Source organism: Saccharopolyspora phatthalungensis, from assembly GCF_014203395.1.
Taxonomy (GTDB): domain Bacteria; phylum Actinomycetota; class Actinomycetes; order Mycobacteriales; family Pseudonocardiaceae; genus Saccharopolyspora; species Saccharopolyspora phatthalungensis.
The window spans coordinates 1,521,271-1,543,408 of sequence record NZ_JACHIW010000001.1; the positions used below are offsets into that span (position 1 = coordinate 1,521,271).

The window sequence follows — 22,138 nt, forward strand, 5'->3', positions numbered from 1 at the left end:
CGGCAGGTTGATTTCCCTTGAAATCGCTGCCCACATCAGTGGGCGGCGGCCAAGCGTTGGCGCATGGCGTGTTCCACCAAGGTGATCAGGGCCTGCTTGGTGGACTCCCGGTTCCGGGCGTCGCAGGTGATCATCGGCACCGAGGCCGAGATGGTCAGCGCTTCCCGGATGTCCTCCTGCCGGTGGTGCAGCACGCCGTCGAACGTGTTCACCGCGATGATGTAGGGCAGGCCCCGGTCATCGAAGAAGTCGATCGAGGCGAACGCGTCGGCCAACCGCCGGGTGTCGACCAGCACCACCGCGCCGATCGCGCCGCGCACCAGGTCGTCCCACATGAACCAGAACCGGTGCTGGCCGGGAGTGCCGAACAGGTACAGGATCAGGTCCGAGTCCAGCGAGACCCGGCCGAAGTCCATCGCCACCGTGGTGGTGACCTTGCCCGGCGTAGCGCTGAGGTCATCGACCCCGACGCTGGCCTCGGTCATGACCGCCTCGGTGGTCAACGGCACGATCTCGGAGACCGAACCGACGAACGTCGTCTTGCCGACCCCGAAGCCACCGGCGACCACGATCTTCGTCGAGGTCTTCTGGTGGCCCGCATTCGCTCGGGGATCAGAGCCTGCGAAGCCCACTGAGCACCCTTTCCAAGAACTCCATGGACGGCCGATCACCGACGACCATGCCACTGTCATGAATCAGAACCAGGCCGGTATCGGCCATGTCGCCGATCAGCACCCGCACCACGCCCAACGGAAGGCGCAGGTGCGCGGCGACCTCGGCCACCGAGCGAGCCTCCATACACAGTTCGGAGATCGAGCGGTGCTCGGCCCGGGTTTGGGTCGCTTGCGTGCGACCGCGTTCGCTGGTGGAGACCAGCGTTTCGATAGCAAGATCATAATCGGTGCGGGTGCGCCCGCGCGTGCGGGCGTAGGGCCGCACCAGCGAACCGCCGTCGAGGCTGTCGGACTCCGGCGATTCGGCGCTGGGAATCGCCGGCATCGATCCGGAGATCGACGGCATGGACTGCGACAGCGGCGGCAGCGGCTGCGAAATCGAGGGCATCGACTGGGAAATCGGCGACATCGACCGCGAGATCGACGGCATCGACACCGACTGCGGACCGCTGTCGGTCGGCCGGTGCCCGGCGACCTCCGGCATCGAGCTGTAGCCGGAGCCGAACAGGTCGGCACCCGGACCGCCGAACAGGGCCCGCTCGTAGCCGCCGATCGACTCCGAAGCCGGACCGGGCGCGGAATCGTCCTCGACGAAGTCGTCCTGCCAGGAATCGGGGCTCAACCGCTTGTTGTAGAGGCGGAACAGGTCACCGTCCCAGCTGGGCTCGGAACCGGTGTTCATGACGAGCTCCCCTCAGCGTTGCCCAGCGGGAATCATCGGCGCACCATGCCCTGCAGCTGCGCCCGCAGCTCCGGGGTTAGCTGCCGCCCGACCCGCTCGACCAGGAGGGTCATCTCGTAGGCCACCAGGCCGATGTCGGCGTTCGGCGCGGCCAGCACCGCCAGGCAGGAACCGTCGCTGATGGACATCAGGAACAGGTAGCCCTGCTCCATTTCCACCACGGTCTGGGTGACCTCACCTGCTTCGAAACAACGCGCGGCGCCCTGGGTGAGGCTGACCAGCCCGGAGGCCACCGCGGACAACTGCTCGGCGCGATCCCGCGGCAAGCCCTGGGACCCGGCGAGTAACAGTCCGTCGGCCGAGACCACCACCGAGTGCGCCACACCGGGGACGCGACGCACGAAGTCGGTGATCAGCCAGCTGAAGCTGTTGCTGCTCATCGGTTGCTGCACGGACCCGTTCACTCCTGCTCCTCGGGACGGCTCGGATTCGAGCGGGGTGGTTCGGTGGAAACCGGTTCGGCCTTGGAATGCCTACCCCGTTTGACACCCTGCTGGAAGTTCGCCATCCGACCGCGCACGGCGTCTGCCGAGCGGGTGGCGGCGGGCTTGCGGCGGGGGGTCTGGGGTGTGCGCGGGGCCGCCGAACCCGGCACCAGGTTCGTCTTGGGCACCCGCTTGGGCAGCCCGGCCGCGGTGGTCTCCTGGACCTGCTGGGTCTGCAGCAGCGCCTCGGCTGCCTTCCAGCCGACATCGGCCGAACCCCAGCCCGGGTCCGGCACCGTGGTGCGCGGCACCTCGTCGACGTGCTCCTCCGGGGCGTCCGGCTGCTCGTTCTCCGGCTCCGGTTCGACCGGTTCGGGAGTCTCGGCCTGCTCGGGATTGTCGGCCGAAGCCGAACGGGCCGGGGTGGCCGGGGTGGCCGGAAATTCGTCCACATCGGACTCGCGGAACCACTGCGAAAGCACCGCTTCGTAGATCGGCAGGCGTTGGGTCGGCGCGTCGTCCATGTCCCAGGCGGTCCCTCTCGGCTCGTCGTCGGCGAACGCCGGCGGCCTGCCGTCGGTGCCCTCCACCGGGCCACCCCCTAGGGCCCAGGCTTCGGTGGCCGGCTCCTGCCGGGTTCCGTTGTCCGCGGCGCCCTCGGAGTCCGCGGAACCGAAAAGGGCTCCGCCCAACCCGGTTCCGTCCGGTCCGCTGCCGTTGGGCACCGGCTCGTCCAGCCCCACCGGCAACTCCGCCGAGGTGAACCGGGCGGTCTTCTCCGCCTCGAACGGGCTGCGGAACAGATCGGCCGATCCGATGGGATCCGACGGGCCCCCGCACTGGCCGTCGAATTCATCCGGGAACTGGCCGCCGCTCTCCTCGCTGGGCCACTCCTCGGCGCGGACCTCATCGTCCGCGGGCGCCTGCGACGCATCCTCCCACTCCGGGACGTCGGTGGCACCGAACGAATCGCCGGAAGTAACGGTCACCGAATACTGCGTGGACACCTCGGTGTCGTCGTTGTCCGGTTCGTCCTGTGGTTTCGGGGTGAACGCGGTGGCTTGCTCGACCCCGGCCAGCGACGGCAGCGGGGTGCGCTCGGGCAGCGGTTCGATCCCACGATCGGTTCCGGCGGCGGCGCGACCGCCGAACGCGGCGGCCAGGCCGAGGTGCGTGCCGGTCTCGCTGACGGATTCGCGCGGCTCTTCGCCGATCGCGGCGCGCGGCACGTCGGGCATCGGCATCGGGCCGTCCGGGGTCAGCTGGACGACGAACTCGCCGGACACGCGCACCGTCGCGGTGACGCCGCCTTCGAGGCCGTCGTTGTTGTGCAGCTCGACCCGGATGTTGTGCCGCCGGGCCAGCTGCCCGACCACGAAGAGCCCCATCCGCCGGGACACCGCGACGTCGATCTCCGGCGGCCGGGTGAGCCGCTCGTTGATCTCGTCGACCTCGCCGGCGTCGATGCCCACGCCGCGGTCCCGGATCTCGATGACGAGTTCCTGCCTCCGGTATGCGGTGCGGACGGTGACCTCGGTGTCCGGGTTGGAGAACACGGTGGCGTTCTCCAGCAGCTCGGCGACCAGGTGCACGAAGTCGTTGACCACCCGGCCCTGGATGGCCAGGTCGGGCGCGTCGACCACGGCGACCCGCGCGTATTGCTCCACTTCGGACACCGCCGCGCCGAGAACCTCGTTGAGCGCCACCGGCCGCATCATCCGGCGGGTCAGGTCGGTGCCGCCGAGGATCAGCAGGTTCTCGTTGTTCCGGCGCATGCGCGTGGCCAGGTGGTCCAGCTCGAACAGGCTGCTCAGCTGGTCCGGGTCCTGCTCGTCGCGCTCCAGCCGGTCGATCAGGGCCAGCTGCCGCTGCACCAGGGTCTGGCTGCGGCGCGCCAGGTTGACGAACAGGTCGTTGACGTTGGTGCGCAGCAGCGCCTGCTCGGAGGCAAGCCTCAGCGCCTGCTGGTGCACCGCGTCGAAGGTGCGGGCCACCTGCCCGATTTCCTCGTTGGAGTACACCGGCACCGGGGGCACCGTGATCTGGGCGGCGGTGCCCGGGTTCTCGTTGACCTTGTTGATCGCGTCCGGCAGGCTCTGCTGCGCGATCTCCAGGGCCCCGTAGCGCAGGGTGCGCAGCGGGCGCAGCATCGAGCGCGCGATGTAGGCCGCGACACCGAACGCCACCACCAGCAGCAGCAACAGCAACACCGAGTCGCGGATCAGCGACCACGTCGCGGAATCGGCCAGGGCGGCGGCATCGTCGTGGAAGTCGGTCAGCACCTCGTCTTCCACCGAACGGACCAGGTCGGTGCGCTTGGCCGACTGCGTTCCCCATTCGAGCGGGTCGATGCCCGGCGGGTTCTCGCGGTCGGCCGCGATCAGCGCCGTCTGCTCGATCTGCTCGGTCCGGTCGACTTCGGGACCGGCGACCCGCGCGGCGTAGAGGGCGCTTTGCTCGGGGGTGGCGGCGCTCTCGAACTCCGCGAAAGCGGCCTCGAACCGCGCATTGGCGGCGCGCACCGCGTCGGTCTGCCCGGTGAGGAACTGCCCACGCAGCCCGGCCATGAGCAGGATCGAGCGCTGCTGGGCGAGCTGCTCCTTGGCCCGGCCGAGTGCTTCGGCGGCCCGCGCGGTCTGGCTGACCTGGGTGTTGACCGCGGCGGTGGATACCGTCCGGTTGATCTGCAGCAGGCTGTCGAGCACCGAGTTGTAGGCGACCAGCGTCTGCGGGCCGGTAAAGCCGGTGTTGATCGTGTTGCGCAGGGCACCCAGGCTGTCGAGTCGGTGCATCGCGCTCTGGTAGGCGCTGCTTACTTCCAGGGTGAAGTCCGCGACCCGCGAATCGAATGCCCGCAGCTGCTGCACCGCCGCGTCGACCCGCTGGTTCTGCGCGGTGTAATCGCCGACCCCGTTGGGACCGTTGGCGTTGGTGAGCACGACCGCGAAGTCGCGTTCGCGCTGCAGCTCGTGCGTCAGGCTCGCGACTTGCTGGCCGAGTTCGACCTGCTCGACGATGCTGTTCAGCCGCGACTGGGTGGCAAGTCCGTCATAGACCCGGATCCCGCCGACGGCCAGCGCGGCCAGGGTCGGCACGAGCAGGACGGCGGCCATCTTGTACCGGAGGCGCCAGTTGCGCAGCCACCACTTCTTGGTCCGGTTGGCAGCCGGATCAGTGGCTGCGCCGGCTCCGGTAGCGGGGTCGTTGTTGAGCATCCCTGTTTCCTGCGCTGCGGCGGACATGTTCGACACCGCCACGGCTAGCTGCCCTTCCGCGCCGCGGCAGTGTTGATCGACGTGTGAGGAATGTGCCCGCGATCCGACGCGGTGGCGCCAAATACGCACGAGCGGGACGACGGGCCTTCGACTCGCGTCGAGCCCCCGTAGACCCTGACTCTGTCAGCCGGGCTTGCCATCACACTCCCTGGTCACAACGTGCATCCCCCGAAGCAGAGGCCGGTCACCTCGACGGGCGAGACTATACTTAACTGGGCGTCACAAGTCAGGCCCCTAGAGCGAGAGTTCCTCACTCGGATGAGTGGCATGAACTACACGTAGGCCATTCGTGTGACTATGAGCTCGTTACGCCTGGTTGTCGACGTTGGTTCGACGCCCTACAGTCCTGCGTGCACCCCCGCCCGGCCACGTCCCGAAACCTTTGCCGCTCCACCACCGGGCCGCGGCGCCAATGGCCCGTGAACAGCCGGTGATCGCCAACGACGGCATCGTCCACAGTGCACTGGAGCGCGCTTCTGGACCGCTCGCGGGGGCACGTCCGCACCGTTCGGCTGCTCACGCCAATCCCTCCGCAGCCGTGCCCGGCGCCGCACCCAATGCAAGGAGGAGTACATGAGCCCCGTCCTCGCCCACCGCGCCCTGCCCCGCAGGAGTCTGCTGAAGCTCGCCGGCGGGACGGCCACCGCCGGGGCGCTGCTGGGCGTGAGCGGCTGCGGACTCCTCGGCGGATCACAGTCGGCGGAGGGCGGAAACGGCCTGGTCGAGAAGGCTAACCTGCGGGTCGGCGCGCTGCCGATCAACGACCTGGCGCCGCTGCACCTGGCCGTTCGGAACGGGCTTTTCCGGCAAGAAGGACTGACCGTCGAGATCATCACCGCGGCGGACGGCGCCTCCGCGCTGAACAGCACCATCGGCGGCGACTACGACATCACCTACAGCAGCTACGTGCCGTTCTTCCAGGCGCAGGCGCGGGGCGTCGCGCAGCTGAAGATCGTCGCGGACTGCGCGTCGGCCGCCCCGAACAGCACCGTGATCATGACCTCGCCGCGCTCCAAGGTCCGCCGGCCGCCGGACCTGGCCGGTAAGAAGATCGCGATCAGCGGCCCGGCCACCATCTCGGAACTGCTGGTCAAGGCCACCATGCGCGCCTACGGCGTGGACTTCGACAAGGTGCGCTTCGTCCCGATCCCGTTCATCAACATGCCCGCCGCGCTGCAGCAGGACCAGGTGGACGCCGCGATTCTCACCGAGCCGTTCCTCACCCTGGCGGCCCGCAACAGCGGCGCGGTGCCGGTGGTGGACGCCGCCACCGGACCGCTTGAGGACCTGCCGCTGACCGGCTACGGCGCGACGACGAAGTTCTGCACGGAGAATCCGAAGACCATCGCCGCGTTCCAGCGGGCAATGGACCGCGCCGTCGCCGAAGCGCAGGACCGCAGCAAGATCGAGCCACTGCTGCCGGAATTCGCCAAGATCGACAAGGAAACCGCGTCGATCATCACGCTGCTGAAGTTCAACTCGCGCGCCGACGCCACCCGCCTGCAGCGGGTGCCGCGCCTGATGCGGGACTTCGGGTTCATCAACACCGACGTCGACGTCGACGGCATGATCGTGCCTCCGCCGCGGAACTGACTTTTCCCGCAGCGGCCGTGAGTCCGCGAGTGGCCCGTCGCCGCCAACGAACTCACGGGCCGGATCCCGAATCACCTTGACTCAGAAGGAATTCGGCGTTTCCCCGAATTGTCCAGGCGAATTCAGCTCGCCGTCACAACCTGTTTTGATTCAGCTCGCAGTCACACCATGTTTTGGTTGCTCCGAGTGAGCCATACAACACGCGTGAGTGAGTTGTGACAACGAGCTAATTACGCCTGGTTGTCGCATGTGGTCCGACCTTCTACAGTTCGAGTGCACCAAGCCCGCCACTGCACCGGGAGAATCGATGCACCGCCTCCGGACCGCGGCAGTCAACCGGCCCGGAGTCAACGCTCGCCCCGCCCGTCCTCCCGGGTCAACAACGCGACGACGCCGTCCACCTCGGACGAGCCACGCCCGCGTGGCACCGGTCGTCGAAGCGGACCCGTACCTGCTCCCGGCGCGCGGCACAAGGGAAGTACGCGCACCGCACCCCGACGCCAGGAGGATCCAGATGAGTCCGCTTCCACGCCGAGACCTGCTGAAACTCGCAGGCGGGATGATCACGGCAGGCGCCGTGATGGGCACTGGCGGTTGCGGGCTACTCGGCGGTTCGGAAGCGCAACAGGGCGGCAACGCCCAGGTCGAGAAGGCGAATCTGCGGGTCGGCGGCCTGCCCACCAGCGAACTCGCACCCCTGCACCTGGCGGTGCAGAACGGTCATTTCCAGCGCGAGGGCCTCACCGTCGAAATCATCAACGCCGCCGACGGCGCCTCCGCGCTGAACAGCACCATCGGCGGCGACTACGACATCACGTTCAGCAGCTACGTGCCCATCTTCGCCGCCCAGGCCCATGGCGTGGCCCAGCTGAAGATCGTCGCGGACTGCGCATCGAGCGTGCCGAACACCTGCATGATCATGGCCTCGCCGAACTCCAGCGTGCGCAGGCCAAAAGACCTCGCGGGCAAGAAGATCGCGATCAGCGGCGCGGGCACCATCTCCGAGCTGATGGTCAAGGCCGCGATGAAAGCCAACGGCGTGGACTACGGCAAGGTGCAGTGGGTGCCGCTCGGATTCGTCAACATGCCGAACGCGCTGCGCGCAAGCCAGGTCGATGCCGCCTTCGTCGTCGAGCCGTTCCTGACGCTGTCCGCCCGCGACGCGGGCGCCATCCCGGTCGTGGACACCGCCACCGGACCGCTGGAAGACCTTCCGCTTGGCGGCTACGTCTCGTCGGCCAAGTTCGCCGACGAGAATCCCAAGACGATTTCGGCATTTCAGCGCGCCATGGACACCGCGGTCGCCGAAGCGCAGGACCGCAGCAAGATCGAGCCGCTGCTCCCGCAATTCGCCAAGATCGACAAGGAAACCGCGTCGATCATCACGCTGCTGAAGATGAACTCCCGCGCCGACAGCACCCGCCTGCAGCGCATCCCGCGGCTGATGCGGGAATTCGGCTACATCGACAAGGATGTCGACGTGGCAAGCATGATCATCGCGCCGCCGCAGAGCTGACTCGCGGAAATGACCAGAACACTCCGGGGATTGATCGGGCTTGCGGGTTTCCTCCTCGCGTGGGAAGTCTTCAGCCGGTCCGGAATCGTCCCGCAGCAATACCTTCCGCCACCGTCCACAGTGCTCACTCGATTCGTCGAACTACTCGGCGACCGCGCCTTCCTGCTCGACCTAATCGCCAGCGTGCTGGCCTGGGCGATCGCGCTGGGCATCGCCATCGCCATCGCGGTACCCGCCGGCCTGCTGCTCGGCAGCGTGCCCTGGATCCGGTCGGGCACCCGGGCGATCATCGAGTTCCTCCGTCCGATCCCGTCGGTCGCGCTGATCCCGCTCGCCATCGTGCTCGTCGGCGCCGGGCCGGAAACCAAGATCACGCTTGCCGTGTACGCCGCGGTGTGGCCGATCCTGTTCAACACCATTTATGCGCTGGACGAGATCGACCCGGTCATGGTGGATACCGCGCGCTCCTTCGGGTTCGGCCGCGGCCGGGTGATGTGCACGGTGGCGCTGCCAAGCGCCGCGCCGTTCGTGCTCACCGGCATCCGGATGTCCGCCGCGGTCGCGCTGATTCTGGTTGTCAGCACCGAGTTCCTGGCCGGCGGCGGCAGCGGGCTGGGCAGCTTCGTGCTCGACGCGAGCACCGGTGCCGGCCGGATGGACCTCGTGCTGGCGGGCACCCTGGTCGCGGGAATCGTCGGCTATCTCAGCAACGAAGCGCTGGAACTGGTGCACAAGCGCGCCTTCCGGTGGAGCGCGGTCGATCGGGAGGCGGGGTGATCGGGGTGCACGGATTCCTGCGGCGTTGGTCGGTGTTCATCGGCGCGATCGTGGTCTGGGAACTGCTCACCCGCGCCGCGTCGAGCCCCTTCTTCCCCGCCCCGACGCGGATCGTCGGCGCCGCCGTAGAGAAGTGGTTCAGCGGACCGGCCTCGTCACTGTTCCTGACCGACGAGGCGTACACGGATCTGCTGGCCAGCCTCGGGCGGATCGCCGGGGGTTGGCTCATCGCGGTGGCGCTCGGCGTCGGACTAGGAACGCTGCTGGGCCGGTCTCGCACCGCGCTGGACTACGTCGGGCCGCTGATGGCGTTCATGCGGGCCATTCCGCCGCCGGTGCTGGTGCCGGTCTTCCTGGTATTGCTGGGCATCGGGGCACAGATGCAGATCGCTGTGATCGTTTTCGGCGTGATGTGGCCGATCCTGCTGAATACCGTCGACGGGGTCCGCTCCGTCGACCAAGTCAAGGTGGACACCGCCCGGTCGTTCCGCATTCCCCGCGCGCACTGGGTTTTCGGGGTGGTGCTGCCCGCGGCGACGCCGAAGATCTTCGCCGGGCTGCGGGTGAGCCTGTCGCTGGCGCTGGTGCTGATGGTCGTCTCGGAACTGGTCGGCTCCACCAACGGCATCGGCTACCGGCTGATGTTCGACCAGCGGAAGTTCGACTTTCCCGCCATGTGGGCGGGCATCGTGCTGCTGGGCATCCTCGGTTATCTGCTCAACACCTTGCTGCTCGCGGTGGAGCGCCGCGCGCTGAGCTGGCAACCATCGCAAGCGCACCAAATGGCCGGAGGCTGACTTGTCATGACCGAAACCAAGACCATGCTCGAGGTCTCCGGGCTCGGCCACCGCTACGGCGGCGAGGGCCACCTGGCCATCGCCGACCTGACGTTCCAGGTGCGTATCGGCGAACTGGCCTGCATCGTCGGCCCATCCGGCTGCGGCAAGTCCACCCTGCTGCGCTCGATCTCCGGGCTGATCAAGCCGACCAGCGGCGATATCCGCTTGCACGGCGGCGCCGTGCAGGGCGTGCCGACCGACCTGGCCGTGGTGTTCCAGGACTACAGCCGGTCGCTGTTCCCGTGGCTGTCGGTGCGGTCCAACGTCGAATTCCCTTTGCGCTCCAGGGGATTGAGCAAGGCCGGACGGCGCGGCCGGGCCGACGAGGTGCTGGAGTGGGTGGGCCTGAGCGCCGCCGCGAAGAAGTACCCATGGCAGCTCTCCGGCGGCATGCAGCAGCGGGTGTCGATCGCCCGCGCGCTGGCCTGCCGACCGGCGCTGCTGCTGATGGACGAGCCGTTCGCCTCGGTCGACGCCCAGACCCGCTTCGAGCTGGAAGACCTGCTGCTTCGGGTCCGCAAGCAGTTCGACAGCACGGTCCTGCTGGTCACCCACGACATCGACGAGAGCATCTACCTCGCGGACCGGGTGTTCGTGCTGTCGAAGTCGCCGGCGAACATCGTGGCGGACCTGGCGATCCCGCTCGGCGACGTTCGCGATCAGATCACCACCCGCGAGTCGGAGACCTTCGTCCAGCTGCGCAGCGAGGTCGCCCGCCTCCTCGACGTGGGGCGGTTTCAGGGGAAGTCGACGGGGGAATTTCCATTGAAATCAACGATCTCCGGCGCGTCGCATCACGACGGGGCCGGCGGATTAGCGGGACCTCAATCGAAATCGCCCTAGTACAGGTGGCGATGGGCTGGGTTGACTTTGACGTGCAGGAGGGTTGGGCCGGGTTTGCCGGTGAACTCCTCGGCGAGGGCCGCGTTGAGATCCTTCGGTGTCCGGATCAGCTTGGCCGGGCAGCCCAGGCTGGTGGCCAGCGCGGCGAAGTCGATACCGCCGAGCTCGACACCGGGCAGCTTGCTGCCGCCCGCCGCCGCGCCCAGCACCGCCACCGCCGCGTACCGCGCGTTGTCCATGATCACGAAGGTGACCGGCGCCTGCTCCCGCACCGCCGTCCACACCGACTGGATCCCGTACATGCTGGAGCCGTCGCCGATCAGCGCGACCGTGCGCCGCGACGGGTCGGCCATCGCCACCCCGACGGCGGCGCCGATGCCGTAACCGAGTGCACCGGAGAAACAGGTGAAGAACCCGCCGTCGGTGGACCGGATCGGGAAGTACTCGTGCAGATCGTTGCGGTGGCTGGGGGTTTCCTCCACCACCGCCGCGTCCTCGGGCAGCGCCTCGGCGATCGTGTCGAAGACGTAGGCGGCGGTCAGCGGCGTCGACGCGATCGGCTTCGGCGGCCGCGCATAGGTCTCCGGCGCGCTCCGCTGCGACGCCTCAACCCGGCCGTTGACCTGCCGCAACGAGTGCGCCAAGGTGCCCAGCACGCCGCGGCCCTGCCGGGCGCGGGCGAGCACATCCGGGTCGTCGTGCACCAGGAAGAGATCCGGCAGCTCGGTCTCGCTCTCACCTCGGTACACGTGAAAGGTGAACGCCGGTGCGCCCCACACCACGACTAGGTCGTGCTCGGCGAGCTCCGCGCTGAGCAATCGCCGCTCGGGCTGCAGGAAACCGGCGAATTGCGGGTGGTCCTCGGGAAACGAGCAGCGCGGCGACATCGGCGCCGCGAACACCGCGGCCTGCGTCTTCTCCGCCAGCTCGACCATGTCCGCGACGGCCCCGTCCGCATCCACCGCCGGGCCCACGACGAACGCGGGACGCTCGCAACGCCGCAAGGCATCGGCGAGCTCGGTCACCGCGGTCGGGGCCGGAGCGAAACCCGGGGTCCGCGGCCGGGCGGTCACCGGCACGCCGGGCTGGTCCCAGTCATCGGCGGGGATCGAGACGAAGACCGGGCCGTACGGCGGGGTTGTCGCCAACTGATAGGCGCGCATCAGGGCCGCCGGGACGTCGGCGGCGCGGGCCGGTTCGTAGCTCCACTTCACATACGGCTTGGGGAAGGTGGTGGCGTCGGTGGCGCCGAGGAACGGCTCGTCGAACATCAGGCTGCGGGTTTGCTGCCCGGCCGTCACGATCATCGGCGTCCGGTTGCGGTACGCGGTGAAGATCGCGCCCTGCGCATGGCCCACGCCGCCGGCGGAATGCAGGTTGACCAGCACCGGTTCCCGCCGGGACTGCGCGTAGCCGTCGGCCATCGCGACCACCGCGGACTCCTGCAGGCCCAGCACGTAGCGGAAGTCGTCCGGCCACCCGGTCAGGAACGGCACCTCGGTCGTGCCCGGATTGCCGAATACCGTGGTCAGCCCGAGCTCCCGCATCAGCCCCCGGGTGATGTCGCGGACCGTGCGGTCCTCGCTGCGCATCGAAGCCCTCCCTCATCGTGCGTACAACCGCCTTCACCTGCGAGCTTGCCCTGCCACGACATCACATCGGAGGCCGCGGAACCAGATCGCGTTGGTCACTGAGCCGGTTACTGAGCCGGTTACGCCGGGAAGGGTTCGGCGCACACCGTTCGCGCCGGCTCCGGGTAGACCGCGGCCCGGTTGGTCCCGGCCGGACACGCCGCCGCACCGCTGCTGTTCGCCGCCACCCGGGTGACCCGCTCGTTCGCCCCGGGCTCGTCGCACGGCACCTTGGTCTCGATACCGGCCACTGGAACGCGCAGGCAATCGCCGACGGCCACGTCCGGCACCAGGCACAACCGCACCCCGCTGTCGCGCCGGGTATCTCGGCTGGCCGTCGCGTACGCCGGCGGGCACGCCGCCGAAACCGCGGTGACCTTCGCGATCACGAAGTCGGATTCGGCACTGCCGCAGTCGACCCGGCGCCAGCCTGGCGCCGCGCTGTCGACGTCCGTGATGGCCACGCACTTGCCTGCCTCGGGCTGATCGGTGCTGGAGGCGAAGTACGCGACGATGGCGATGGCGATGCCGATGCCCAGTGCGCCGAGGTAGAGGACGCTGCTGATCATCTTGCCGTCCTGGTCGCGCGGTGGCTGGCTCATGGATCCCTCCGGAATCGATCTAGGCGCGCAAACCTAGCCGAGCCGACGGTCCGGCCACGGCCGATCAGCAGGATTACCCCGGATTTCCGGAATCAGGATGTTGTGCGTCCCCAGTGGACACGCGCTCGCGCTCCGTCAGGTGCCCCGCACGTCGCCGAAGCAGACGGTGCGCTTCTCGAAGACGTAGTAGCCCTCGTTGGAACCGCAGGCGCTTTCCGGGTCGGTGCTGTTGGCGACCTTGGTCACCTGGTCTTCTGCCTTGCCGCAGTCGATCTTGAGCGGCAGGATCTCCTCGGCCCGCTGGAACGAGGTCAGGCAGTCGCCCACCTTGACGTCCAGCTCGATGCAGTAGGTCTTGCCGTCGATGACGTTGCTGTAATTGTTCTGGCACACGGCACGACTGGTGCCCTGCCGGACCTCGATGACCTTGTAGTCCGAATCCGCGGAACCGCAGGTCGCGGCGCTCATTTCGCCGCCCTTCTCGCTGGCCAGCGACATGCACTCACCGGCCTCGATCCGGCCACCGCTGTTGACGGCGAGCAGGATGATCGTGACCACCACTGCGATGACCACCACCGCGCCGACGCCGGCCAGGGCGATGATGAGCCCGGTACGGCTTTTCTTCGGCTGCATCGGGGGCTGGTTTCCCGCTACATGGCGCCAGAAGTCGTCCGTGCCGTTCGGCGGCGGGTACTGGCCCGTCGGGTACAGGCCCGTCGGGTACTGGCCCGACGGGTACCGGCCCGAGGGGTACTGGCCCGAGAGGTGCTGCCCCGAGGGGTGCTGGCCCGGCTGCGATCCGTACGGGCCGGACTGCGTACCGTACGGGTCCTGCGGTGGGTAGCTCACTGCTCCTCCGTTTTTCGTTCGCAACGAGCAACTTAGCCGAGCTCGCCCCGGACACTCGCCCGAACAGGCGATAACGGCAGCGCCCGAGCACACCCCGAACACGCACGATCACCGTGCGCAGCACACCGACGACACCGCGCCGATCGCCCGCGGTTTTCCAAGTTTCTTCCCAGAAACGCGGCCGAGAATCGACGACGTGCAATCGGAACGACGCAAGACCAGGGCGGGCGACGCGAAGTGGTGGCTTTGGGCCCTGCTGGTGCTCAACGCCATGTGGGTCGTCGACCTCTTCGTGCTCGGCGGCGAGGTGGGCGTGCTGACCGGGCCCCAGGGCTTGGTGCTGGCACTGGGCCGGTTGACCGGCCTCGGCGGCGCGTTGGCATTGGTGCTCCAACTAGTGCTCATCGCGCGGGTGCCTTGGCTGGAGCGGCGGCTCGGCATGGACCGGCTCACGAGCTGGCACCGGTGGACGGGCACCTGGGTCCTCTGGCTGGTGTCGGCGCATGTCGTGCTGATCACGGTCGGCTACGCCGAGCAGGACCGGAGCCCGGTGCTGTCGGAGTTCGGATCGCTGGTGTCCGAAACCGGGGACCTGCTGCTGGCCGCAGCGGGCGCGGCCCTGCTCGTCGTAGTCGGCGTCACCTCCGCGCGGGCGGCCCGACGGCGGATGCGTTACGAGACGTGGCATTTCCTGCACCTCGGCGCCTACCTGGCCGTCCTACTCGGCTTCCTGCACCAGGTGACGAGCGGAAATGACTTCGTGGGCAGCCCGATCGGCCGGGCTTACTGGTGGACGCTCTACGGCGCGGCCCTCGGCATGGTGCTGGTGTTCCGCTTTCTGCTGCCACTGTGGCGGATGGCGCGGCACGACACCCGGGTGCTGGGGGTGGTTCCGGAAGGCCCGGACGTCGTGTCGATCCACATCGGCGGCCGTCGGCTGGACAGGTTGCCCGCCAGGGCCGGGCAGTTCTTTCTGTGGCGATTCCTCGCCACCGGCCTTTGTGCGCAGGCACATCCGTACTCGCTGTCGGCGATGCCGGACGGGAAGACGTTGCGCATCACGGTGAAAGCACTCGGCGATGGCAGCGCCGCACTGCGGAACCTGCGCGTCGGAACGCGGGTGCTCGCGGAGGGGCCGTACGGCGCGTTCACGACCGAGCAGTGCACCGGCCGGGATGTGCTGCTGATCGGCGGCGGGGTCGGGGTGACGCCGATCCGCGCGCTGCTCGAAGAGCTCGCCCAGACCCGCCAGGACGTCGTCGTGCTCTACCGCGTCGGCGACCAGCGGGAGGCGGTTCTGGTGTCGGAATTGCAGTGGCTGGCGCAGCGAGCCGGAGCGCAGCTGCACGTCGTGATCGGTCCCGCCACCGCGGTGGGTCGTCACGGGCCGATCATGGGACCGCAACACCTCGCCGCCCTGGTGCCCGGTATCCGCCACCGCGATGTCTTCCTCTGCGGCCCGCCGGGCATGACCGACGCAGTCCTCGGCGCCCTGCGCACCCTGGGGGTGCCGCGTGCCCAATGCCACACCGAACGATTCGCCTTCGCGGCCTAGAGGCAGCAAAACCCAGGAGTGATGACATGCGGCGTTTCGGCGCGATCCTGGCCCTCGCGGTCGCGGGGTTGCTCCCGCTGGTGCGTTACCAGTCAAGCCACGACGCGGCGGCGCGCGCCTCGTCGGCCGTGCCAGCCGGGACCGGCGCGGCCCCGGCACCGGGAAAGACCGCGCCCCCGAACCCGGCCGGCGGCGACAAAACGGTCGACGGATCGCTGGTGCAAACCGAGTTCGGGCCCTATCAGGTGCGGGTGGTGTTCACCGGCACCAAGATCACCGACGTCCAGCTGATCACCGAGCCCTCCGACCGGCACAGCAGGCGGATCGCGAGCAGCGCCGCTCCGACTTTGCGGCAGGAAGCGCTGCGGGCGCAGAACGCGAACCTCGACACGGTGTCCGGCGCCACCACGACCAGCAATGCCTACGCCCAGTCCCTGCAGGCCGCGATCGACTCCCAGGGAGGGTAGCCGTGGCGAGCGAATCGGGCGCTCGGCTCCGGCGCGTCGAGCACATCATGGGCCTGCCGATCTCGGCGGACGTGCGGGCTGCCGCGCCTGCGGTACGGGATGCCGTGTCACGGGCCTTCGACTGGCTGCGCGAGGTGGATCGCCGCTTCAGCCCCTTCCGTGCTGGCAGCGAGGTCCAACGGTGCGGCGACGGCGCAACGCCTGAGCACGCAAGTCCGGAACTCACCGAGATCATCGATCTGTGTCGGCGCTACGAACGGGACAGCGGCGGCGCCTTCCGTGCCTGGCTACCGGGACGCCCCTTCGATCCCTGCGGGGTGGTGAAGGGATGGGCCGTCCAGCGTGCCGGAGAGCTCCTGCGCGCGGCCGGAGCCGACCGGTTCAGCCTCAACGCCGGAGGCGACGTGCTCGTCGTCGGCGAGCCCGAGCCCGGCCGCCCCTGGCGGGTGGGCATCCGCCACCCCGATATCGCGCACCAGGTGTGCGCGGTGTTCGAGGTGCGCGACTGCGCGGTCGCCACCTCTGGCAACTACGAGCGCGGCGCCCACGTCATCAACGGCCGCACCGGCCGCCCGGCCCGCGAGCTAGTGAGCCTGACCGTGTTGGCACCCGACCTGACCACGGCCGACGCTGTTTCGACCGCCGCATTCGCGATGGGCGTCGACGGCATGGAGTGGGCGGCGACCCAGCCCGGCTGCCTGGTGTTCGCGGTCGATGCCGAGCGCCGAGTGCATAGGTCGCCCCTACTCGACGAGCCGGTGGTGACCCCCGAGCTGCTCTTGACCTGTGGCGGATCGGCCGCACCAGGGCCGCAGCAGTAAGAATGGCGTCATGGATCGGGCCGCTGACACACCACCGCGGCTGCTGCTGGTCGAGGACGACCCGGAACTGGCCGGCATGCTGACCTCGCTGCTGCGCGAGGAGGCCTACGCGGTCGATGCGGCAGCCGACGGTCAACGCGGGCTGCACCTGGGGCTCACCCGGGCCTATGACGTGATCGTGCTGGATCGCGGGCTGCCCGCACTCGAAGGACTCGACCTGCTCACCCGCCTGCGGATGCGGGGCGTGGCGACCCCCGTGCTGGTGCTGTCCGCACTCGGCAATCCGGCCGACCGGGTGGCCGGGCTGGACGCGGGGGCGGAAGACTACCTGCCGAAGCCCTTCGACATCGAAGAACTGCTTGCGCGGCTGCGCGCCCTGCGGCGTCGGCACCTCGACACCGCGCGATCCGTGCCCCTACCGAACGGCCGCCTCGATCTCGACAGTCGAATGGCTGCCGACGCGGCAGGCGGACCTGTGCGGTTATCGGAGCGGGAATGCGCGCTGCTCGCCGTGTTGGCCGCCCGACCGTCGCGGGTGTTCAGCCGTGACGACCTGCTGCGGCTGGTCTTCGACGGTGCCGGGAGCCCGGTCGTCGTGGACACCTACGTGCACTACCTGCGACGCAAGCTCGGCAAACGCATCGTGGACACGGTGCGCGGCCGGGGATACCAGCTGGGGCGGTCCGCATGATGGCGCGGCGGGTGCGTTCCCCGGACGCCGCGATGCTCCGCCGTGCGCAGCTGCGCCTCGGCTTGCAAACGGCCGCTGCCGTGGCCGCCGCGATGTTGCTGCTCGCCGCCGTCACGCTCCTAGTCGTGGAGCACGACCAGCACCGGTCGCAAGACGAGCTACTGAGCACCGCCACCGCTCGCATGGACGACGTCAGCGACCCACCGGCAGGCGTGTGGCTGGTGGTGCGCTCGGCGGACCGGGTGCTGGCGTCCCCGGGGCTGCCGCACGGGTTCCCCGACGAGGAATCGCTGCGCCGGACCGCCCGGGACCATCTGATGCGATCGGCGGACGTCGTGGTGGAGGGGCACGATTACTACGTCCGCACCCAGCCGCACGGCGCGGATGTGGTGCAAGCGGTCCTGAGCCTGCGCGATGCGAATGCCGAACGCATCCGCATCATCCAGGCGCTGGCCGCCGCCGGGGGCGTGGGACTGGTGCTCGCGGGCCTGGCCGGCGCGTGGCTGGGTCGGCGCGCAGTGGCACCGCTGGCGGAATCCCTTGCCCTGCAACGCCGTTTCGTGGCCGATGCGAGCCACGAGCTGCGCACCCCATTGACGCTGTTGAGCACCCGCGCCCAATTGATCCGCCGCAGGCTCGGCCGATCCGCCGATCCGGACCACATTCGGTCCGATGTGGACGTTCTGGTCGCGGACGCTGACCGGCTCACGACGATCCTCGAAGACCTGCTGCTGGCGGCCGACCCGCGCGGCGAGCTGCCCCTCGGGCCGGTGGCCCTCACCGATCTCGCAGGGGAGACGGTGGCGGCCGCCAGTCCGGCGGCCGAGCGGCACGGGGTGTCAGTACGGCTCGAAGCGGATGGCCCCATCGAGGTCATCGGCTTCGATGCGGGCCTGCGGCGCGCGCTGAACGCGTTGCTGGACAACGCGATCCGGCACGCACGCAGCGAGGTGCGGGTGGTGCTCGGCACCGACGCGCGCTCGACCGTCGTCGAGGTGGTCGACGACGGGCCCGGCATCGACCCGACGATCTTGCCGACGCTGTTCGAGCGGTTTTCCTCCGCACCCGGGGGCTCCGATCGCGGGAGCCGGCGCTACGGCCTGGGATTGGCGCTGGTGAGCGAGATCGCGGCGCGCCACGGCGGGTCCGTGTCGGCCCGGCGCCCGGACGCCGGCGGGACCGCACTGCGGTTGCTCCTGCCCGCCCGCTGACTCGTTCAGGTGCTTCGCGCCCGAGCACCACGCAGCCCATCGCCTGCCGCGGACGGGTGGCCGAACGGGTGATAACGGCGGCGGTGGAATACTGGGTGCGGAGTCCGGCAGATGCCCAAGGCACCGCTGATCACTGCGAACACGCCGTCCGACCCGAGGGAGCTGCGCACCCGTGACCGACGGACCCCTGATCGTCCAGTCCGACAAGACACTGCTGCTCGAAGTCGACCATGGCCTCTCCGATGAGGCTCGCACCGCCATCGCTCCGTTCGCCGAGCTGGAACGCGCCCCGGAGCATGTGCACACCTACCGCATCACGCCGCTCGCGCTGTGGAACGCGCGTGCCGCCGGGCATGACGCGGAGCAGGTGGTGGACGGCCTGGTGCGTTACTCGCGCTACCCGGTGCCGCAGCCGCTGCTGGTGGACATCGTCGAGACGATGGGCCGCTTCGGCCGCCTGCAGCTGGTCAATGACCCGGCGCACGGCCTGGTGCTGAGCTCGCTGGACCGCGCCGTGCTGGAAGAGATCCTGCGGAATAAGAAGATCATCCCGATGCTCGGCGCGCGCATCGACGACGACACCGTGGTGGTGCACCCCAGCGAGCGCGGGCGGCTCAAGCAACTGCTGCTCAAGGTCGGCTGGCCCGCCGAAGACCTGGCCGGCTACGTCGACGGTGAGGCGCACCCGATCGCGTTGCAGCAGGACGGTTGGGTGCTTCGCGACTACCAGCAGCAGGCGGTGCAGTCGTTCTGGGCCGGTGGCTCGGGCGTCGTGGTGTTGCCCTGCGGCGCGGGTAAGACGCTGGTCGGCGCGGCGGCGATGGCCGAGGCACAGGCGACGACGCTGATCCTGGTCACCAACACCGTGGCCGGGCGGCAGTGGAAGCGCGAGCTGGTCGAGCGGACCTCGCTGACCGAGGAGGAGATCGGCGAGTACTCCGGGGAGAAGAAAGAGATCCGGCCGGTCACCATCGCGACCTACCAGGTGATCACCCGCCGCTCCAAGGGCGAATACAAGCACCTCGAACTGTTCGACTCCCGCGACTGGGGCCTGGTGGTCTACGACGAGGTGCACCTGCTGCCCGCGCCGGTGTTCCGGATGACCGCCGACCTGCAGTCGCGGCGGCGCCTCGGGCTCACCGCGACCCTGGTCCGCGAAGACGGCCGGGAGGGCGACGTGTTCTCGCTGATCGGGCCGAAGCGTTTTGACGCGCCGTGGAAGGACATCGAGGCGCAGGGGTGGATCGCGCCGGCCGAGTGCGTCGAGGTCCGGGTGACGCTGACCGACAACGAGCGGCTGGAGTACGCCACCGCCGAGGCCGACGAGCGCTACAAGATGTGTGCGACGGCGCGCACCAAGGCCCCGGTCGTCAAGGCGATCCTGGACCGGCACCCGGACGAACCCGCGCTGGTCATCGGCGCATACCTGGAGCAGCTGCACGAGCTCGGCGAGGCGCTGGACGCGCCGATCGTGGAGGGCTCGACGAAGAACAAGGACCGCGAGGAGCTCTTCGACGCCTTCCGGCGCGGCGAGATCAAGCGGCTCGTGGTGTCGAAGGTGGCGAACTTCTCGATCGACCTGCCGGAGGCGTCGGTCGCGGTTCAGGTATCCGGGACCTTCGGGTCGCGGCAGGAAGAGGCGCAGCGGCTCGGCCGGCTGCTGCGGCCGAAGGCCGAGCGCAAGCAGGCGCACTTCTACTCGGTGGTCTCGCGGGACACCCTGGACACCGACTACGCGGCGCACCGGCAGCGCTTCCTCGCCGAGCAGGGCTACGCGTACCGGATCGTTGACGCCGACGACCTGCTCGGGCCGGCGATTCCGGACGTTGGGTGACGACATTCGGGGGACACACCCGGTTGACTGTCACCCAAAAGGGTCCGTGTTCGGCACCGCAACGGCTACCGTTGCGGTGCACGCACGCAGCACCGAGGCGCTGCTCGGAGTCCGCGAAGACACTGGAGATCGGATGGCCACCGAACAGGAACGCGCGGCGATGGGCGGCGCGCACCGGTTCATCGGACTCGCGGAAAGCCTCGAACGCCACGCCGGCGCGCCGACCGGGGCCGAACCCCCGAACGTGCATGGCACCAATCGCGGTTACGGGCTGGTGTTCTTCCACCAGGAGCAGTACCACCTGACGACGGTGATCAGCACCGGGCTGCGCTTCCAGCCGCTGGGGGCCGAGCCCGCCCAGGAGCTCGCCTGCACGGTCTACAAGGAGCAGACCGAAGCCGCCCGGCACCTGGTCGACCTCACCGCCGAGTTGCTGGTGCAGCATCGCACCTACCTGGTGCCGGACCAGATCGTGCCGAACAAGAAGCCGCTGCTGCCGGGCACCGAGTTCCACGGGGTGCTGGCCTCCGGCCACCCGCTGTTCCCGCCCGAGTTCACCAGGTTCACCGATCCCGACGGGGTGGAGCAGCTCCAGGTGTTCACGCTGCTGCCGGTCACCCTAGGTGAGCTGAACTTCATCCTCGACAACGGCGTCACCGCATTGCGCCAGCAGTGGGCCCGATTCGAGGTGGACGTGTTCGACCTCGGTCGCCCGAGCGTGGTGTAGAGCGATTTCAATGGGAAATCGACGTGCCGATTTCCCTTGAAATCGCCGTCGCGACGGCGGACTGAAAGGATCAGACCATGGACTCGGCGACGATCGACCTAGCGGAACTGGACGCGGTTCGGGTGTACGCGCTGCCCATGCGCAACAGGTTCCGCGGCGTCACGGTCCGGCGCGGAGTCCTGCTGAGCGGTCCGGCCGGGTGGGGTGAGTTCTGTCCGTTCGAGGACTACGACGACAACCAGTCCGTGCCGTGGCTGCGCGCTGCACTGGAGGCGTGCACCGAGGACTGGCCGGAGCCGATGCGCGACAGCATTCCGGTCAACTGCACGGTGCCCGCAGTGCCGGCGGACAAGGCCGCGGCGATCGTCGCGGCATCCGGGTGCGGCACGGCGAAAATCAAGGTCGCCGAGCCCGGCCAGTCTCCCGGTGACGACGTCGAACGTGTCGCGGCGGTCCGCGACGCGCTGGGGCCGAACGGCGCGATCCGGGTCGACGCCAACGCCGCCTGGGACGCCGAAACGGCGATCGCCCGAATCCGCGAACTGGACAAGGCCGCCGGAGGCCTGGAGTACGCGGAACAACCGTGCCCGACGATCGACGAACTGGCTGCGGTCCGGGGCCGCGTGGACGTCCGGATCGCGGCCGACGAGAGCATTCGCCACGCCGACGACCCGCTTCGCATGGCGGTCGCCGGAGCGGCCGACGTCGCGATCATCAAGGCCACGCCGCTCGGCGGCGTTCGCCGCGCGCTGCGAGTCGCAGAGTCCTGCGGCCTGCCCTGCGTCGTGTCCTCCGCGGTGGAGAGCAGCGTCGGCCTCGCCGCGCAGCTCGCCCTGGCGGGCGCGCTACCAGAGCTCCCCTTCGCCTGCGGCCTCGGCACGATGGCGCTGCTCGACGGCGACGTCGTCGCCGACTCGCTGCTTCCGGTGAGCGGCCGCCTGCCGGTGCCCCGCCGTCCGCCGGAGCCGGATCCTGCGCTGGTCGCGGCGGCTACGCCGCCCGCCGACGTGCAGCGCATCTGGCTCGACCGGCTCCGGCGGGTGCATAGCCTGCTGCCATAGCGCGG

Annotated in this window: 20 protein-coding genes; 13 read left to right on the forward strand and 7 right to left on the reverse strand. The window is 69.2% G+C overall.

The window, feature by feature from the left end; genetic code table 11:
• Positions 1 to 35: 35 nt before the first annotated feature.
• The 4 genes from BJ970_RS06740 to BJ970_RS06755 are packed head-to-tail and all read right to left on the reverse strand — an operon-like array spanning position 36 to position 5,083.
• On the reverse strand, positions 36 to 632 hold the full coding sequence (locus tag BJ970_RS06740) for a GTP-binding protein (RefSeq protein ID WP_184725100.1): 597 nt from the start codon (positions 630 to 632) through the stop codon (positions 36 to 38).
• Positions 613 to 1,356, reverse strand: a complete 744-nt coding sequence (locus tag BJ970_RS06745; RefSeq protein WP_184725102.1) for a DUF742 domain-containing protein — start codon at positions 1,354 to 1,356, stop codon at positions 613 to 615. Before BJ970_RS06745 ends, BJ970_RS06740 begins: the two co-directional genes overlap by 20 nt.
• A 32-nt stretch (positions 1,357 to 1,388) precedes the next feature.
• A complete protein-coding gene (locus tag BJ970_RS06750) occupies positions 1,389 to 1,796 on the reverse strand; it encodes a roadblock/LC7 domain-containing protein (protein WP_063713963.1) in 408 nt (135 codons plus the stop codon).
• 20 nt (positions 1,797 to 1,816) lie between these two features.
• On the reverse strand, positions 1,817 to 5,083 hold the full coding sequence (locus BJ970_RS06755; RefSeq protein WP_246470750.1) for a sensor histidine kinase: 3,267 nt from the start codon (positions 5,081 to 5,083) through the stop codon (positions 1,817 to 1,819).
• Positions 5,084 to 5,689: 606 nt separating this feature from the next.
• Between BJ970_RS06755 and BJ970_RS06760 the strand changes: the two genes are divergently transcribed.
• From BJ970_RS06760 to BJ970_RS06780, 5 genes are all read left to right on the forward strand, one after another.
• Positions 5,690 to 6,709 carry an ABC transporter substrate-binding protein gene (locus BJ970_RS06760; RefSeq protein ID WP_184725104.1) on the forward strand — a complete coding sequence of 340 codons (1,020 nt, stop codon included), beginning with the start codon at positions 5,690 to 5,692 and terminating at the stop codon, positions 6,707 to 6,709.
• A 514-nt stretch (positions 6,710 to 7,223) separates the two neighbouring features.
• Entirely contained in the window at positions 7,224 to 8,225 is a 1,002-nt protein-coding gene (locus BJ970_RS06765) for an ABC transporter substrate-binding protein (RefSeq protein ID WP_246470751.1), read from the forward strand.
• Positions 8,226 to 8,234: 9 nt separating this feature from the next.
• On the forward strand, positions 8,235 to 9,002 hold the full coding sequence (locus BJ970_RS06770) for an ABC transporter permease (protein ID WP_184725106.1): 768 nt from the start codon (positions 8,235 to 8,237) through the stop codon (positions 9,000 to 9,002).
• Positions 8,999 to 9,799 carry an ABC transporter permease gene (locus BJ970_RS06775; RefSeq protein ID WP_184725108.1) on the forward strand — a complete coding sequence of 267 codons (801 nt, stop codon included), beginning with the start codon at positions 8,999 to 9,001 and terminating at the stop codon, positions 9,797 to 9,799. The genes BJ970_RS06770 and BJ970_RS06775 overlap by 4 nt, the downstream gene beginning before the upstream one ends.
• Positions 9,800 to 9,805: 6 nt before the next feature.
• On the forward strand, positions 9,806 to 10,684 hold the full coding sequence (locus BJ970_RS06780) for an ABC transporter ATP-binding protein (protein ID WP_246470752.1): 879 nt from the start codon (positions 9,806 to 9,808) through the stop codon (positions 10,682 to 10,684).
• Here the strand turns inward: BJ970_RS06780 and mdlC are convergent.
• From mdlC to BJ970_RS06795, 3 genes are all read right to left on the reverse strand, one after another.
• On the reverse strand, positions 10,681 to 12,276 hold the full coding sequence (gene mdlC, locus BJ970_RS06785; protein ID WP_184725110.1) for a benzoylformate decarboxylase: 1,596 nt from the start codon (positions 12,274 to 12,276) through the stop codon (positions 10,681 to 10,683). The two genes, BJ970_RS06780 and mdlC, sit on opposite strands and share 4 nt — an antisense overlap.
• Before the next feature lie 119 nt (positions 12,277 to 12,395).
• Positions 12,396 to 12,917 (reverse strand): LppU/SCO3897 family protein, encoded by a 522-nt coding sequence (locus tag BJ970_RS06790; protein WP_184725112.1) that lies wholly within the window; start codon positions 12,915 to 12,917, stop codon positions 12,396 to 12,398.
• Positions 12,918 to 13,052: 135 nt separating this feature from the next.
• Positions 13,053 to 13,766 carry a hypothetical protein gene (locus BJ970_RS06795; RefSeq protein ID WP_184729392.1) on the reverse strand — a complete coding sequence of 238 codons (714 nt, stop codon included), beginning with the start codon at positions 13,764 to 13,766 and terminating at the stop codon, positions 13,053 to 13,055.
• A gap of 196 nt (positions 13,767 to 13,962) precedes the next feature.
• Between BJ970_RS06795 and BJ970_RS06800 the strand changes: the two genes are divergently transcribed.
• From BJ970_RS06800 to BJ970_RS06835, 8 genes are all read left to right on the forward strand, one after another.
• Positions 13,963 to 15,321 (forward strand): ferredoxin reductase family protein, encoded by a 1,359-nt coding sequence (locus BJ970_RS06800; protein WP_312864143.1) that lies wholly within the window; start codon positions 13,963 to 13,965, stop codon positions 15,319 to 15,321.
• Between the two features lie 26 nt (positions 15,322 to 15,347).
• Positions 15,348 to 15,788, forward strand: coding sequence for an FMN-binding protein (locus BJ970_RS06805; protein ID WP_221467064.1), 441 nt, complete (start codon positions 15,348 to 15,350; stop codon positions 15,786 to 15,788).
• Positions 15,789 to 15,790: 2 nt separating this feature from the next.
• Positions 15,791 to 16,609, forward strand: coding sequence for an FAD:protein FMN transferase (locus BJ970_RS06810; protein WP_312864144.1), 819 nt, complete (start codon positions 15,791 to 15,793; stop codon positions 16,607 to 16,609).
• Between the two features lie 10 nt (positions 16,610 to 16,619).
• A complete protein-coding gene (locus tag BJ970_RS06815; RefSeq protein ID WP_184725116.1) occupies positions 16,620 to 17,300 on the forward strand; it encodes a response regulator transcription factor in 681 nt (226 codons plus the stop codon).
• Positions 17,297 to 18,511: a sensor histidine kinase gene (locus BJ970_RS06820; RefSeq protein WP_184725118.1), complete on the forward strand. Its 1,215-nt coding sequence runs from the start codon at positions 17,297 to 17,299 to the stop codon at positions 18,509 to 18,511. The genes BJ970_RS06815 and BJ970_RS06820 overlap by 4 nt, the downstream gene beginning before the upstream one ends.
• A gap of 172 nt (positions 18,512 to 18,683) precedes the next feature.
• A complete protein-coding gene (locus tag BJ970_RS06825; protein WP_184725121.1) occupies positions 18,684 to 20,345 on the forward strand; it encodes a DNA repair helicase XPB in 1,662 nt (553 codons plus the stop codon).
• A 76-nt stretch (positions 20,346 to 20,421) separates the two neighbouring features.
• Positions 20,422 to 21,072, forward strand: a complete 651-nt coding sequence (locus BJ970_RS06830) for a suppressor of fused domain protein (protein WP_312864145.1) — start codon at positions 20,422 to 20,424, stop codon at positions 21,070 to 21,072.
• Positions 21,073 to 21,149: 77 nt separating this feature from the next.
• Positions 21,150 to 22,133, forward strand: coding sequence for an o-succinylbenzoate synthase (locus BJ970_RS06835; protein ID WP_184725123.1), 984 nt, complete (start codon positions 21,150 to 21,152; stop codon positions 22,131 to 22,133).
• Positions 22,134 to 22,138: the final 5 nt, after the last annotated feature.

What these genes read in the sequence shown, in the direction of transcription:
- BJ970_RS06750 (WP_063713963.1), bottom strand. Translation starts at nt 1,796, where the DNA reads ATGAGCAGCAACAGCTTCAGCTGGCTGATCACCGACTTCGTGCGTCGC.
- BJ970_RS06790 (WP_184725112.1), bottom strand. Translation starts at nt 12,917, where the DNA reads ATGAGCCAGCCACCGCGCGACCAGGACGGCAAGATGATCAGCAGCGTC.
- BJ970_RS06805 (WP_221467064.1), top strand. Translation starts at nt 15,348, where the DNA reads ATGCGGCGTTTCGGCGCGATCCTGGCCCTCGCGGTCGCGGGGTTGCTC.
- BJ970_RS06815 (WP_184725116.1), top strand. Translation starts at nt 16,620, where the DNA reads ATGGATCGGGCCGCTGACACACCACCGCGGCTGCTGCTGGTCGAGGAC.
- BJ970_RS06765 (WP_246470751.1), top strand. Translation starts at nt 7,224, where the DNA reads ATGAGTCCGCTTCCACGCCGAGACCTGCTGAAACTCGCAGGCGGGATG.
- BJ970_RS06755 (WP_246470750.1), bottom strand. Translation starts at nt 5,083, where the DNA reads ATGTCCGCCGCAGCGCAGGAAACAGGGATGCTCAACAACGACCCCGCT.
- BJ970_RS06770 (WP_184725106.1), top strand. Translation starts at nt 8,235, where the DNA reads ATGACCAGAACACTCCGGGGATTGATCGGGCTTGCGGGTTTCCTCCTC.
- BJ970_RS06780 (WP_246470752.1), top strand. Translation starts at nt 9,806, where the DNA reads ATGACCGAAACCAAGACCATGCTCGAGGTCTCCGGGCTCGGCCACCGC.
- BJ970_RS06835 (WP_184725123.1), top strand. Translation starts at nt 21,150, where the DNA reads ATGGACTCGGCGACGATCGACCTAGCGGAACTGGACGCGGTTCGGGTG.
- BJ970_RS06820 (WP_184725118.1), top strand. Translation starts at nt 17,297, where the DNA reads ATGATGGCGCGGCGGGTGCGTTCCCCGGACGCCGCGATGCTCCGCCGT.
- mdlC (WP_184725110.1), bottom strand. Translation starts at nt 12,276, where the DNA reads ATGCGCAGCGAGGACCGCACGGTCCGCGACATCACCCGGGGGCTGATG.
- BJ970_RS06760 (WP_184725104.1), top strand. Translation starts at nt 5,690, where the DNA reads ATGAGCCCCGTCCTCGCCCACCGCGCCCTGCCCCGCAGGAGTCTGCTG.
- BJ970_RS06745 (WP_184725102.1), bottom strand. Translation starts at nt 1,356, where the DNA reads ATGAACACCGGTTCCGAGCCCAGCTGGGACGGTGACCTGTTCCGCCTC.